Source organism: Sphingomonas sp. G5, assembly GCF_052660795.1.
In genome coordinates, this window is the sequence record NZ_CP109660.1 from 3,223,123 (window position 1) to 3,237,412 (window position 14,290).

Genomic DNA, 14,290 nt, shown 5'->3' on the forward strand with positions numbered 1-14,290 from the left:
GCAGGCCGCATCGCCGCCCGGCCTCGCGGCGTCTTCGGCACCCCCAGGGAGCTACGTCCCCACGACGCGGAACGCCCCCGACAACACCGCCGCCGCGAGTGCCACGACGATGAGCACGACCGCTGCGCCGAGGGCAGCGGCATCCCGAGCCGAAAGAGACGACGGGCGCGCCCACGTCCGTTCGACATCGGAGCCGAACCCGCGGGCTTCCATCGCCGTGGCGAGTTTTGTCCCGCGACGCACGGCGAACACGAGCAGCACGAACGCCATCGAGAAGAAGCGGCGGGCCGCGCCGCGGTCACCCAGGCCCCGGGCGCGACGGGCCAGGCTCATCGTGCGCCAGTCATCGACGAACAGGCCGACCGTGCGGGCCCCCGCGAGCACGCCCAGCACGAACCGGCTGGGCAGCTTCGCCACCTGCGCGAGGGCGTCGGCGAGCTCGGTGGGGTCGGTGCGGGCGAAGAGCAGGATGATCGGCATGGCCAGGGCCACGACGCGCACCAGCACGGCGAGCGACAGGGCGATGGAGTCGTCGCTCACCGTGGCGAAGAAGAAGGTGCCGTAGACGGTCCCTCCCGGCCGGGCGTAGAGCAGCATGCTCACCGCGGCGACGGGGGCGAAGACGATCACCGGCACGAGACGTTTCAGGACGGTGGCGTACGCCACTCCCGTCAGCGGCACGCACAGCAGCTCCAGGAGCAGTGCCGTTCCCGCGCTCACCGCGTCGATCGACGCGAGCAGGGGGACCGCCAGCACGAGGACCATCGCCACCTTCGTCACGGGATTCACTCCGTCGAGCCAGGCCGTCCGCGGGCGTTCGTCGACGAGGGCGGTCACGCGGCATCCCCCAGCCGGATGCGGTGCTGCCCGAGGTGACGCACCACATCGGCGTCGTGGGTGACCGCCACGACCGTGCGCCCGCGCGCGACCTCCCGCTGGAGCAGGGCGACGAGCTCGACCCATCCGCGGCGGTCCTGACCGAACGTCGGTTCGTCGAGCACGATGACGGCGGGCGAGGCGGCGAGCACCGTCGCGACCGACAGGCGTCTCTTCTGCCCTCCCGACAGCGTGAAGGGGTTGGCCAGGGCGAGGGATGCCAGATCGAGACGGTCCAGCAGTTCGTCGACGGTGCGGTCGACCTCCGCCGGCGGCCTGCGCAGGGCGCGGGGTCCGACGGCGAGCTCGTCGCGCAGGGTCGAGGCCAGGAACTGGTGCTCGGGCTCCTGGAAGACGGTGCCGATACGGGTGAGCAGCTCCGTCGATCGCCAACGCGAGGGGCGCCGGACCCCGCGCGCCGTGAGCTCTTCGGCGGCGACGACCTCGCCCGCGAGCTCGGGGAGCAGCCCCGCGAGCGTGAGCGCGAGAGTGGACTTGCCGGCACCGTTCGGCCCCGTGATCACGGTTGCTGCCCCGCGGGGGAGGACGACCTCAAGCCCGGAAGCGACGGCCGTGCGCTTCTCGCGCCCGATCGACAGGGCGGACGCCCGCAGCACGGCATCCCGCGTCGAGAGGGGCTCGGGCACGGGCAGATCGACCGGGCGTCCGGGCACCCATACCCCCGCCCCGGCCAGCGCGTCTCCGTACGCGGCGAACACGCGGTCGGGAGGCCCGTCCGCGAGCACTCCACCGCCGGGCGCGAGCACGACGACGCGGGTCATCAGGTCGGCCCAGACCGCCGTCCGGTGCTCGATGAGCACGACCGTGGTGCCCTCGCTCATGACGACCCGCTCCACCGCGGAACGGACTTCGGCGACACCCTCGGGATCGAGGTTGGCCGTGGGTTCGTCGAGCAGCAGAAGTCCCGGTCGCATCGCCAGCACGCCCGCCAGGGCGAGGCGCTGCTTCTGCCCGCCCGACAGCGCCTTGGTGGGGCGATCGAGGGGAACGGCGAGACCCACGGATGCCACGGCCTCGGCCACCCGCGCCGGGATCTGCGCCGCGGGGACACCGAGGTTCTCGCACCCGAAGGCGACGTCGTCGCCCACCTTCGACAGCACGATGCCGGCTTCCGGGTCCTGCAGCACGAGGCCGATGCGCCCGCGCTGGGCCTCGGGCACCTCCCCGTCGACGAGGATACGGCCGCTGACCTCTCCCTCGTCGCTGCCGCCGAGCAGTCCCGCCAGCCCCGCGAGCAGGGTGGACTTGCCGGCCCCCGAGGCACCGAGCAGCAGCACGCGCTCCCCGGGCTCGATGACGAGGTCGACCTCGCGCGTCGCGGGGAGCTTACGACCGGCGTACCGCCACCCCCAGCCCTCGACGTCGACGCGTGCGGGGCCCGTCATCAGACGTCGCGACGCGCTTCCCGGCCCGCGGCGAAGCGGCTGAGCGCCCCGGTGGCGGCGAGGGCGCGCACCAGCAGCCAGCCGACGAGCCCGGCCAGCAGGGCACCCGAGACGGCGAGGGTGCCGAGGTAGATGAGGTTGAACTCGACGGACTTGGCGAGGTTGGGGGTGAGGAACAGCTCCAGCACCCACGCCCCGACACCGGCACCGACGCCCGCGAGCATCGCGACGGGGAGAGTGAACCGCAGGTAGAGGAAGGCCAGGAAGATCAGTTCGGCGCCCAGGCCCTGGGCCAGGCCCGAGAAAATGGTCGTGACGCCCCACACGTTGCCGATCAGGGCGGACACGATCGCCGCGATCAGCTCGACCAGCAGCGCCGCACCGGGCTTGCGGATCACGAGGCCGCCGATGACGCCGCCGATCAGCCAGACGCCGGCGGCGAGACCGCCCAGGCCCGGGGTGACGCCGTCCATCGCGGTGAACCAGAGGCCGCCGACGGTGTTCCAGCCCCAGAAGAGCAGGCCGATCGCGACGCCCAGGACGGCGGCGACGACGATGTCGACGACGCGCCATGAGAAGCGGTTCGTCGCGGCGACCGACGAGCGGTTCGCGAGGGCAGACGGGGACGTGTGCATTTCTCTCCTCCCTGCGCCGGCATGATCCGGATCAGGTTCGACGGTCGAAGCGTGGATTCGCTTCCTCTCAGCCCGGCTCACCGGACTCCCGTGGTTGTCGTGATGAGTATAGAGGGGTGTCGCGGGGTAGCGTGGGCGGGTGCACGAGCAGACCCCGGCCTCACGGCGTGCGCTGCGTGCACAGGATTCCTCGCCGCGCGCGGCGACCTCCACCGATCTCGGACCCGCCCTGTCCACGACGGGCGACCTCGGTCCGGCCCTGTCGATTCCGGATACCACGGCCCCGGCCCTTCGTTCCGAGGGGACGGAACACGGTGATGCGGTGGCGGCTGACGCGGTGACGCCTGCTGCGACGAGCGAACCGTCGGCATCCGTCAGCTCGCCCGGTGACGCGGGTCGCGCGACGGGTGAGACCGCGGCATCCGGCGAGGCTCCCGCCACCGCGACCGGACCCGTCTCGACCGAGCCCGCGGCATCCGGCGCCCCCTCCGGCGAGGCTCCCGCCACGCCTCTCCCGGTGGCGCTCGGCGCACTGCTCTGGGTCGATCCCGACACGGCGGGCGCCCCTCGACCGGCGCCGACCTTCGTGGTCTCGGGAGCCACCGCGCGCTCGGCCGACCTGCTCGCGGGCGCGCGTCGACCGATTCTGCGGCCCGGGACCGTCCTCCCCACGCTTCTTCTGGTGCTGATCATCGCCGCCTATGCCGCGACGACGCTGCTCTGGCCGCTGAACGCCGTCATGCCGACGACCCGACCGGTGGCCGTGCAGCCGATCGCCGCAGCGGCAGCGGTTCCGGCGTGGCCGGCCGAGGGCGAAGCGGCCATCGCTCTCGACGGAGTGCCCGGCACCCTGTCGTCGTCGGCCAGCGCTCCCGAGTCCATCGCGAGCATCACCAAGGTCGTCACGGCGCTCGTCGTGCTCGATCGGCAGCCGTTGGCCCCGGGAGAGCAGGGCAAGAGCTACACGTTCACGCAGGCCGACAGCGCCGACTACTGGCAGTACCGGGCTCGTGGGGAATCCTCGCTCGACGTCCCCGTCGGAGGCAGTCTGACGCAGCTGCAGATGCTGCAGGGCATGCTCATCGCCTCCGCCAACAACTACGCGCAGCGCCTGTCGACAGACCTTTTCGGCACGGATGCCGAATTCTCGGCCGCCGCGACCACGTACCTCGCGGAGCGGGGCATCGAAGGCATCACGATCGTGAACCCCACCGGTATCGAAGCCGGCAACACCGCGACCCCGGCCGCCCTCATCGCGCTGGCCGAGCGGGCTCTCGCCAACCCCGTGATCGCCGACATCGTGCGTACGCCGGAGCTGACCCTGCCCGGTGCCGGCACCTTCAAGAACGGCAACGCCCTGCTCGCCGACCCCGGCGTGGTCGGGGTCAAGACGGGCACGCTCGACGCGTGGAACCTGCTGACCGCGAAAGACATCACCGTCGGTCCCGCCACCGTGCGGGCGTACGCCGCCGTGCTCGGTCAGCCCGGTCCCGACAGCCGCAACCAGGCGGCCCGCGACCTCTTCGCCCGTATCGAGCAGGAGCTGCAGCCGAAGCCGTCGGTACCGGCCGGCACGCTCGTGGGCAAGGCCCAGACGCTGTGGGGTCCCGACATCGACCTCGTGACCGCGTCCGACGCGACCGTCGTGCTGTGGAACGGCGGAACGGCACAGACCTCCACGTCGTTCACCCTCGGCGACACCACCGAGGTCGGCTCGACCGTCGGGACGCTCACCGCGACCGGCCCGGTCGACGCCGACACCGTCGACGTGCAGCTCACCGGCGAGATCGAGCCGCCGAGCCCCTGGTGGCGCCTCACGCACCCCCTCGACCTTCTCGGCCTGAACGACTGAGCCATGAATCTCACCGTGGATGCCACCTCCTCGACGCCGCCGTTCGAACAGGTGCGGTCGCAGGTCATCGCGCAGATCGAGGCGGGAGAACTCGTCGCCGGGACCCGTTTACCGCCGGTGCGCGCGCTCGCGACCGAGCTCGGCCTCGCCGCCAACACGGTGGCGCGCGCCTACAAGGAGCTCGAGGAAGCGGGATACGTCGAAACCCGTGGTCGCGCTGGCACATTCGTGAAGGGCGCCGACGCGGCATCCGTTCGGGCCGCCGGTGCGGCGCGCGCGTACGTCGAGGCTGTGCGGCGCCTCGGAGTGTCGGCGGAGGACGCGATCGAGCTCGTCCGGGCGGCGCTGCGGGATCGCTGAGGGCGACCGACGCGCCGCGGTACCGCGCCTCGGAAACACGTCCGAAGACGCGATCGAGGCCGCCCGGGCGGCGCTGCGCGATCGGTGAGGGCGACCGACGCGCCGCGGCGCCGCGCCTCGGAAACACGTCCGAAGACGCCATCGAGCTCGTGCGACCGGCGCTGCGGGATCGCTGAGGGCGACCGACGCACCGCGGCGCGGCACCTCGGGGTGACGTCCGAGGGCGCGATCGAGCTCGTGCGAGCGGCGCTGCGGGATTGCTGAGGGCGACCGACGCACCGCGGCGCCGCGCCTCGGAAACACGTCCGAAGACGCCATCGAGCTCGTGCGAGCGGCGCTGCGCGATCGGTGGGAGCGGCCGACGCGCCGCGCTGGCGTTCGCTTTCGCTTTCGCGCGCGGGGGCCGAGCCTGGCGGAACCGCCGGTCGCGGCCAGGGCGGTACCCGCTCACATCCGAGGCGGCTGAGGTCGCCGAGGCCACCGTTCGAGCGCTCACGCGAGGCGGCGGAGTCACTGATGACCACCGGTCGAGGCGGTTCGCGTCGCATGCGTGCGCCATCGTCCGGTCCTCTCCCTGGGGCCCCGTTCCTCCCCAGGACGGCACCACGAGAAGTTATCCCCACCTGGGGTTTTCTGCGCGACCCAATGTCGGAGGTCACCGTTAGCATGCACACATGCACGATGGCACCTCCCCACCGAACACCGACAGGCCCCGCATCCTGTCGGCGCTCGTCGACGAGGTCCACCGCGCCAGCACCACTCTCGCCGCCGCGGAAGCCGCCCGCACTCGCGCCCTCGCCGAAGTCGGCCATCTCGCCCTCGACGTGATGGCGGGGCTTTGCGCGTCCTCCCGCGCCGCCGAACTCGCACTCCGCGAAGTGGCATCCGAGATCGCTGCGGCCGAGAACATGTCCGACCGCACCGTGCAGACGCAGATCACCCGTGCGATGACCCTCGTCGACGACTACCCCGAGACCCTGACCGCCTGGGAAGGCGGGCACCTCACCCGAGCCCACGTGGGAGCGATCCTCGACATCGGCTCCCCGCTCCCCGTCGATGTCCGCGGCGAGTTCGACGCCCTCGCGGTGACCACCGCCGAGGGCCTCAGCCCCGGGCGGTTGCGTTCCCGCCTCGCCACACTCGCCGAACGCCTGCACCCCACCACCCTCACGGAACGCCACCACCGCGGCCGCGACACCCGCAGCGTTCGCATCACCACCGGCCCCGACGGGATGTCGGACCTCGTCGCCACCCTCCCCACCGTTCTCGCGGTCGGGATCTACGACCGCCTCACCCACCAAGCCCGCGCTCTCATCGAGACCCGGCTCGACGACCCCGTCACCGCGACAGATGAACGCACGACGGCGCAGCTGCGGGCCGACATCCTCACCGACCTGCTGCTGACCGGCTCTCCCGAAGCCGACCCCAACCGCACCGGCGACGGACCCGGCACCCTCGGCGCCATCCGCGCGCGCGTTCAGGTCGTCGTGCCTGCGCTGACGATGTTGGTGCCCGACCGCGAGAGCCACGACCCCGCCGAGCTCATCGGCCATGGCCCCATCGACGCCGAAACAGCCCGAACCCTGGCTGATGCCACCACCGTCCCCTGGGACCGGGTCGTCACTCATCCGATCACCGGCGCGGTTCTGCACACGGACACCTACCAGCGCACCACCGCCCTAGACCGTCACGTCCGCGCCCGCGACCGCCATTGCCGCTGGCCCGGCTGCACCGTCCCCGCCATCCGCTGCGAAGTCGACCACACCCACGACTACGCCCTCGGCGGCCCCACCGACGTCGCCAACCTCGCCCACCTGTGCCAGCGCCACCACACCCAGAAACAATTCACCCGCTGGGGAGTGAAGCAACTCCCGGGCGGAACTCTGCAATGGACCAGCCCCACCGGCCGGACCTACACCGACGAGCCGCTCCCCTACTCCCCCGCCGTCCGGTTCCTTCCCGACGACCCACCCCCGCCCGCCCCCGACGATGACGGACCATCGCCGCCTTTCTGATGCGCGATCGCGTTTCCTCAGGCTGCCTCTTCGCGCGCACCCGGGCTTGCGTGGCCATTACTCTCGACCCCATGCCTCTCGCCTTGGTAACCGGAGCAGCGCGAGCTGACAGCATCGCCGCGGGTATCGTGCCCCGGCTCAGAAGTGACGGATGGGACGTCGTAACGAGCGACCTCGTCGAGGGTGATTACCCGTGTGATCTCGCAAGCACCTCGGACCCCACACGTCTCGTCGAGCGCGTGTCGAGCGACCGTGGGCCGATTCAGGCGCTGGTCCTGAGCCACGCACACGGCATCGAGTCCGGCATTTTCGACACCACCGCCGAGAGTTTCGATCGCCACACCGCTGTGAACGCCCGCGCATCTCTCCTGATGATCGCCGCGTTCGCCCGGCAGGTCGACGCCACCGGTGGCGCGATCGTCGCCTTCACGAGCGACCACACCACCGGCAATCTGCCCTACGGAGCCTCGAAAGGGGCTCTCGATCGGATCGTCATCTCGGCCGCACGCGAACTCGGTCCGCGCCGTATCTCCGCCAACGTCGTGAATCCGGGTCCCATAGACACCGGATGGATGGACGACACCACCCGCGACCAGTTGCCCGCACACCATCCGCTGGGTCGTCTCGGGACATCGCGCGACATCGCGGGCATCACGGCCTTCCTCCTCTCCGACGAGGGTCGCTGGATCAGCGGTCAGCTACTGCATGCAGACGGCGGGTTCTCCGCGCGCTACTGACCGCGTCGAGCGACCTCCCCGGGGACGCGGCTTGCACGCTCCCTGTGGGAGGTGGTTGGGGATACCGCAGATACTGGGGTCGAAGTTGACGCCCGGCTCGACCGACCCCATGAGGGCGTCGACAGCTGTGGATAACCGGTTTGCGCATCTCGGCCCATGCGCGATTATGGAGTCGCAAGCGAAACCGGGGGGCGACGCTCTCGCCAGTGGTCGGGCCCCGTTCGTGCCACGCGCGAGAGGAACCTGGACATGGTCGGAATGATCCGAGTCGACGACGGGGTGAGCGACTACCACGTCTCACGTATCCGACAGGCGAGCGACGACCTGCCCAACGATGCGGCGATAACGGTCGTTCACGGCAACCGCGAAGAGGACGCTCCCGAGGCGTACACGAAGAAACTCGAGGGGGTTGCGGCGGAGATCGCGGCACGAGTGCAGGAAGTTCGTGAGTTCGCCCTGCGCAATGCCGACGCGCTCGCGCAGGCGGTCTCCCTGCTCCGCGAGCGAGATCAGATCAGCGCCGGTGAAGCTCGAAGCGCGGCTGCGCTCATCGACGACATCGCCAACGGAACGACTCCGGCGGTGTCGTCGACACCAGCCCCCGCTCCTTCCGGCGACGCCGCTGCCGCGCGGTCAGGGTTCGGCGGATGAAGCACCACCGGAGAACTCGCGTGATGGCGGGCCTCGGCGTCGCCGCTGTGGCGATGCTCCTCGCCTCAGCTCCCGCGGAGCCCGCGACCGCAACGGATACCGGTGAATGGTGGTATGACGCATACGGTGTTGCAGCCATCCACAACGAGGGATGGACGGGCGCCGGCGTGAAGATCGCGGTGATCGACAGCAACATCAACCCCGATCTCCCCGTCTTCGCGGGTCGCAATTTGAAGGTCGACCCTCGCCCGCTCTGCGCCGAGGTTTCCTCACCGACCACGACAGAACGCACCGTGGGGGCCGGACACGGCGCGACCGTGGTTGCGCAGATCATCGGTAGCGGACAAGGACCCGGCGGCATTCGCGGAATCGCGCCCGATGCCGAGGTGACGTTCTACAGCCTCGGAACGCAGACGGACGAAGAGTCCTGCACGGCCGCCGAGTACGGTGACCAGCTCACCGCCGTCGCGCTCGGCGTACAGCGCGCCCTCGACGACGGCGCGGATATCATCACGACCTCGGTCGCCGGGGGGAAGGAGCCAGGAGACTCGGACGTGATAGCGAACGCCATCGCAAAGGGCGTCATCGTGGTCGCATCGGGCCCCAACCCCACCACGCGAGACCTCGCCGGACTCCGCGAGTATCAAGGCGTGATCGTCGCATCGGCGGTAGACGAGGCGGGCCAACTGAACACCTACGACGACGGCCGCTCGCTGGTCTATCCGCGCACCGCCGTGGTCGCCCCGGGGGTGGGTCTCACCACAGTGGGTAGCGCGAGCGGCGGCTGGGACAGCGCCGGGCGAGGATCAGGATCATCCTTCGCCGCGCCTCTCGTCGCGGGAGCTCTCGCCCTGGCAGAGCAGCGATCGCCTCAAGCCACGTCCAACCAATTGGTACAGGCGTTGCTCCGCAACACCGGCAAAGAACCGCATGAATTGTCGGATGACCGGACCAGTGGTTACGGCTTCGGCTTGGCGTGGCCGGCCAATATCGTCGGAGTGGATGCCACGACATACCCCGACGACAACCTGCTGGTCGGACGAGTCGAGGCGGCTCCGACCGCCGCGCAGATCGAGCAGGCCGCCGCGCGAGGCTCCGCATATCCCCCGGTGGCCGAACCCTCGGTGACCTCTCCGACAGAGGTCCGTCCCCGTTCCGACGACGATCCGACGAGTAGTCCGGCGGGACCGGACATCACGCTGATCGCCGTCTTGAGCGCGCTCGGATTGATCGTCATCGCAGCCGGGGCGGTAGTCGCCATCACCGTGACTCGGAGGAATCGGACGAGACGTGTCGCGCAGGACACCCGAGAGAGAGTTGAGCAGCCGTGACCGGTCGGTACGAGCAGGCGTTGATCAATCTCGCCGAAGGTGGAGCACCATTCGACGTGCCCGCGACGCGAGACCTCATCGAAAAGTTGAGCTCGCTCCGAAAGGTCGTCTCGGGCGCCGCTGAGCTGCCGGGCATCGAAGGCGAGGCCGCCGGGGCAGCGAAAGCAAAGTTCGACGCGGCCGCGGAGACGATCGGGCAGCAGATCGCCTATCTCGAGGGAACTCTCGACGATGCCCTTCGCCTGGCGAACGGACTGCGGGACGCAGCACGCGAGAAGCTTTCGGCGCTGCCAGCCGGGAGCTTGTCGGGCGGCCAGGAGACCGTCGTCCGTTCTGCCGCGGTGGGGACGACGCTGTTTCTCGGGCCAATCTCGCTGCTGGCTGGAGAGGGAGCGGTGCAGGCCTTCAACGCCTACCTCGCGCAACAACGCGAGCAACAGGCGCAAGGTGACTTCACCACCATCAGCCAAACTCTGAATGGGATGTCGCCACCGACGCCGCCGCCGGCCGCGCTTTCCAGCGACGGCGGGCGATCGGTCGAGCTTGAGGAGGGCCCTGCCGGTACGGGCACGACCAATTCCGGCCAGCGGCCATTCCGCGGCGGTGACCGAAGTGGAAACGAGAGTGTCCCCGTCCCTCGTGGCCCCGCGCCCGTCGAAGACGCTGCCACGCCCGGCCCCCCGCCGGCGCATCTCGTCCCCTCTCCCGACGCCCCCCGTGGCCCCGGCATCGACCTCGGACAGGTCCCCCCGCACTACACCCCGCCCACGCCCGACGGCTCGATCTCCGGCATCGGCACCCTGCCCGGACACATCTCCGGCCCCGGCTCCATCGGAGGCTCCTTCCCCGGCGGAATCTCCGGGGGTGGAGCAGGCCTCGGCTCGGGCCTCTCGGCGGGACTGATCGCAGGGGGCGGTGGCGCCGCTGCGTTGAGCCGGTTGAGCTCGGGAACGGGCTCGAGTACCGCAGCCGCCGGACGCACGATCAGCGGCAGCGGAGGCCTCCTGGGCAAGAGCGGGGCCTCGGCCACCGGTGCCGGACTCGGCGGACGCTCGGGCACCGGCTCCCTGGGCGGAGGTGCGACAGGCGGCACCGGCACACCCGGAACCGGCGCGAACGCCGCCGCGGCCGGAGGCCGCGGAGCCGCAACCCCAACCGGCGCCGGTGGAACGGGCGGCGGCACGGCCGGCGCCGCCGGCAGCCGCGGCGCCGGCGGCATGGGCTCGGGCTCCCGGTCCGACCGCCGCGACGAGCGACGCGGTCTCGGCGGCCCCATCGCGCCACGCCTCGAGGACGACGAAGAAACCGCACCGCGTTCCGAGAACGCCGCGGCGGGTTCACGCGACGACTGAGGACCGGCATCCGGAGGCCGACGACCTGCTAGCGTGCCAGGCAGTGACACGGGGTGCCCGCCAGGGCTGAGAACACACCCGTCGAACCTGATCTAGTTCGTACTAGCGAAGGGATGTCGCGAATGGTCGTTCGCACGTCGTCGTCTCCGTCCACCCCCACCGAAGCGCTGCGCGCGCTCCGCGAAGCCGCACCGCTGACGCAGTGCATCACCAACGCGGTGGTGACGAACTTCACCGCCAACGCGCTCCTGGCCCTCGGCGCCTCTCCCGCGATGTGCGACATCCCGGGCGAGGCCGGCATATTCGCCGGTATCGCAGGCGGAGTGCTCGTCAACCTCGGGACCCCCACGCGCGAGCAGAGGGATGCCGCCCGAGAGGCCGTCACCGCGGGAACGCCCTGGGTCCTCGACCCGGTCGCCGTCGGCGCCCTGCCCGTGCGCACGGCCCTCGCGCACGAGCTGCTCGACGCGCGCCCGGCGATCATCCGCGGCAACGCCTCCGAAATCCTCGCCCTCGCGGGATCCGGCGCGGGTGGACGCGGCGTCGATGCCACCGACTCCGCCGAAGACGCCCTCGACGCAGCACGCTCCCTCGCGATCCGCACCGGCGGCACCGTCGCCGTCTCGGGAGAGACCGACCTCATCGTGGATGCCACCCGCACGGCGCGCGTGAGCGGCGGCAGCGCCCTGCTGACCACGGTCACCGGCGGAGGTTGCGCCCTCGGGGCCGCGATGGCGAGCCTGCTCGCCGTCACCCCCGCGTTCGACGCGGCTCTCACCGCCAGCGTGATCTGGGCCGTGGCGTCGGAGCGGGCGGCATCCCGAACGAGAGGGCCCGGATCGTTCGCGGTGGCGTTCCTCGACGAGCTCGCCGCGATCGCGCCCGCCGACCTCGACGAACGCGTCCGCGTCGACACCGAGGTCACGCGATGACCGCCGACCTGTCCCTGCACCTCGTCACCGATCACCGTGTGCCGTTCGCGCGCCTGCGCGACATCGTCGACGAGGCCGTCACCGCGGGCGTGAGCGTGGTGCAACTGCGCGACAAGGTCGCGAGCGGCAGAGAGCTGTTCGCCCGCACCCTCGACCTCGCCGACGTCATCTCGGGACGCTGCACGTTCGTCGTCGACGATCGCCTCGACGTCGTCCTCGCCGCGCGCGAGCGCCTGGGCCAAAAGCCCGGCACCCGCGGAGCCGGCGCCCGGGTGGACGGCATCCATCTCGGCCAGAGCGACCTCCCCGTCGACGCCGCGCGCTCCCTGCTCGGCCCCGACGCCCTCATCGGATGGACGGCGAACACCCCGGCGCACCTCGCGACGGCCGAGGCGTTCCTTCGCGGAACCGTCGACTACCTCGGCGTCGGCGTCATTCGGGCGACGACGACGAAACCCGATCATCCGCGACCGCTCGGCATCGACGGGTTCGGCGAGCTCGCGGCATCCACTTCCCTCTCGTGCGTCGCGATCGGGGGGATCGGCCTCGACGACGTCACCGCCCTCCGCCGCTCGGGCGCTGCGGGCGTCGCGGTGGTCTCCCTGCTGAGCGAGGACGACCACCCGGGCGGAGTCGTCCGGGATCTCCGCGCCGCGTGGGAGGAAGGAGCGTGATCCCCCGCGTCCTGAGCATCGCGGGCACCGACCCGACCGGCGGGGCGGGTATCCAGGCCGACCTCAAATCCATCGCCGCGTTCGGCGGCTACGGCATGGCCGCGGTCACCGCGCTGGTCGCCCAGAACACCCTCGGAGTCCGCTCCGTCCATGTGCCACCGACGGCGTTCCTCGACGAACAGCTCCGCGCGGTCAGCGACGACGTCGAGATCGACGCGGTGAAGATCGGCATGCTCGGCTCGACCGACGTCATCGCCACCGTCGACCGCTGGCTCACCTCGACGCGACCGGCGATCGTCGTCCTCGACCCGGTCATGGTGGCCACGAGCGGAGACCGGCTGCTCGAGGCCGACGCCGAAGACGCGGTGCGCGCACTGTGCCGACGCGCCGACCTCGTCACTCCCAACCTGCCCGAGCTCGCGGTGCTGGTGCGCGAACCCGTCGCAACGACCTGGGGGGTCGCGGTCGCCCAGGCCCAGCAGCTCGCCGCCTCGGCGGACACCGTGGTGCTCCTCAAGGGCGGACACCTCGACGGCCGACAATGCCCGGATGCCATCGTCGACTCTTCCGGTGTCCACGAGGTTCCGGGCCGCCGCGTCGACACCCCGCACACCCACGGCACCGGTTGCTCGCTGTCGTCGGCCATGGCGACCCTCGCCGCCCACGGCCTGCACTGGACCGACGCGCTCATCCGCGCGAAGCGCTGGCTCACCGGCGCCCTCGAACACGCCGAGGCGCTGCACGTCGGCCGGGGCAACGGCCCGATCGACCATCTGCACGAGCTGCGCCCCCACCTCGACCTCGACCGATCCTGGAGCAGCGCACGGTGGGATGCCGCCGCCGCCACCCGCGCCGATGTCGACGCCTGCGCGTTCGTGCGCGGTCTGGCATCCGGGGATCTCGACCGCGACGCCTTCGCCTGGTACCTCGGGCAGGACCTGCTCTACCTGCGCGAATACGCACGGGTGCTCGCGCGCGCGGCGGCCCTCGCTCCCACGGTCGAGGAGCAGCGGTTCTGGGCGACGGCCTCGGTGTCGTGCCTGGTCGAGGAGGCGGCGCTGCACCAGTCGCACGTCGATCCGGCCGGGCTCGAGGCAGCCCCGGCGACCTGGGCCTACACCGATCACCTGCACGCGGCAGCGGCCGCTGGGTCGTACGCGGTGCTGGTGGCCGCGATCCTGCCCTGCTTCGTCCTGTACATCGACATCGGCGTGCGCTGGCGGGGCACCTTCGACGCCGACCATCCCTACGCCGATTGGCTCACGGCCTACGGCGACGAGACGTTCGCCGCGTCATCCGCCGAGGCCGCGCGCATCGCGGATGCCGCCGCACGATCGGCATCCGTTCCCCTCCGGCACGAGATGGCGACGGCGTACGACCGATCCATGGCGCTCGAGCTGGCGTTCTTCGAAGCGCCCCTGAAACGCAGGTGAGGTGCCGGGGACCCTGCTCGCGAGAGGGGTCCCCGA

The 14,290-nt window shown here is 71.2% G+C and carries 13 protein-coding genes and 2 riboswitches; of the genes, 10 read left to right on the forward strand and 3 right to left on the reverse strand.

Features of this window, described 5'->3' with window-relative positions; translation table 11 throughout:
• Positions 1-51 precede the first annotated feature (51 nt).
• From NE358_RS15270 to NE358_RS15280, 3 genes are all read right to left on the reverse strand, one after another.
• Positions 52-837 carry an energy-coupling factor transporter transmembrane component T family protein gene (locus tag NE358_RS15270; RefSeq protein ID WP_289939836.1) on the reverse strand — a complete coding sequence of 262 codons (786 nt, stop codon included), beginning with the start codon at positions 835-837 and terminating at the stop codon, positions 52-54.
• On the reverse strand, positions 834-2,282 hold the full coding sequence (locus tag NE358_RS15275) for an ABC transporter ATP-binding protein (RefSeq protein WP_289939839.1): 1,449 nt from the start codon (positions 2,280-2,282) through the stop codon (positions 834-836). The genes NE358_RS15270 and NE358_RS15275 overlap by 4 nt, the downstream gene beginning before the upstream one ends.
• The gene (locus tag NE358_RS15280; RefSeq protein WP_103208146.1) at positions 2,282-2,917 is read right to left on the reverse strand and encodes an ECF transporter S component; all 636 of its coding nucleotides are present in this window, start codon (positions 2,915-2,917) and stop codon (positions 2,282-2,284) included. The genes NE358_RS15275 and NE358_RS15280 overlap by 1 nt, the downstream gene beginning before the upstream one ends.
• Positions 2,909-3,019: riboswitch (TPP riboswitch) on the reverse strand. Its footprint overlaps the gene before it by 9 nt.
• Positions 3,020-3,056: 37 nt before the next feature.
• Between NE358_RS15280 and NE358_RS15285 the strand changes: the two genes are divergently transcribed.
• The 10 genes from NE358_RS15285 to thiD all read left to right on the forward strand — a co-directional run bounded on the left by NE358_RS15285 (position 3,057) and on the right by thiD (position 14,254).
• On the forward strand, positions 3,057-4,769 hold the full coding sequence (locus tag NE358_RS15285) for a D-alanyl-D-alanine carboxypeptidase (RefSeq protein ID WP_289939841.1): 1,713 nt from the start codon (positions 3,057-3,059) through the stop codon (positions 4,767-4,769).
• A gap of 3 nt (positions 4,770-4,772) precedes the next feature.
• Positions 4,773-5,129, forward strand: a complete 357-nt coding sequence (locus tag NE358_RS15290) for a GntR family transcriptional regulator (protein ID WP_116239475.1) — start codon at positions 4,773-4,775, stop codon at positions 5,127-5,129.
• A 674-nt stretch (positions 5,130-5,803) separates the two neighbouring features.
• Positions 5,804-7,144, forward strand: coding sequence for an HNH endonuclease signature motif containing protein (locus tag NE358_RS15295; protein WP_289939847.1), 1,341 nt, complete (start codon positions 5,804-5,806; stop codon positions 7,142-7,144).
• A complete protein-coding gene (locus NE358_RS15300; protein ID WP_499318042.1) occupies positions 7,144-7,881 on the forward strand; it encodes an SDR family oxidoreductase in 738 nt (245 codons plus the stop codon). The genes NE358_RS15295 and NE358_RS15300 overlap by 1 nt, the downstream gene beginning before the upstream one ends.
• Positions 7,882-8,130: 249 nt before the next feature.
• Positions 8,131-8,532, forward strand: coding sequence for a hypothetical protein (locus NE358_RS15305; RefSeq protein ID WP_116239478.1), 402 nt, complete (start codon positions 8,131-8,133; stop codon positions 8,530-8,532).
• Positions 8,529-9,863: a S8 family serine peptidase gene (locus NE358_RS15310; RefSeq protein ID WP_289939849.1), complete on the forward strand. Its 1,335-nt coding sequence runs from the start codon at positions 8,529-8,531 to the stop codon at positions 9,861-9,863. The genes NE358_RS15305 and NE358_RS15310 overlap by 4 nt, the downstream gene beginning before the upstream one ends.
• Positions 9,860-11,215 carry a hypothetical protein gene (locus NE358_RS15315; RefSeq protein WP_289939851.1) on the forward strand — a complete coding sequence of 452 codons (1,356 nt, stop codon included), beginning with the start codon at positions 9,860-9,862 and terminating at the stop codon, positions 11,213-11,215. The genes NE358_RS15310 and NE358_RS15315 overlap by 4 nt, the downstream gene beginning before the upstream one ends.
• A gap of 39 nt (positions 11,216-11,254) precedes the next feature.
• A riboswitch (TPP riboswitch) is annotated at positions 11,255-11,346 on the forward strand.
• The gene (gene thiM, locus NE358_RS15320; RefSeq protein ID WP_289939852.1) at positions 11,338-12,147 is read left to right on the forward strand and encodes a hydroxyethylthiazole kinase; all 810 of its coding nucleotides are present in this window, start codon (positions 11,338-11,340) and stop codon (positions 12,145-12,147) included. (Overlaps the previous riboswitch by 9 nt.)
• The gene (locus tag NE358_RS15325; protein WP_141378265.1) at positions 12,144-12,821 is read left to right on the forward strand and encodes a thiamine phosphate synthase; all 678 of its coding nucleotides are present in this window, start codon (positions 12,144-12,146) and stop codon (positions 12,819-12,821) included. Before thiM ends, NE358_RS15325 begins: the two co-directional genes overlap by 4 nt.
• The gene (gene thiD, locus NE358_RS15330) at positions 12,818-14,254 is read left to right on the forward strand and encodes a bifunctional hydroxymethylpyrimidine kinase/phosphomethylpyrimidine kinase (protein WP_289939856.1); all 1,437 of its coding nucleotides are present in this window, start codon (positions 12,818-12,820) and stop codon (positions 14,252-14,254) included. The genes NE358_RS15325 and thiD overlap by 4 nt, the downstream gene beginning before the upstream one ends.
• Positions 14,255-14,290: the final 36 nt, after the last annotated feature.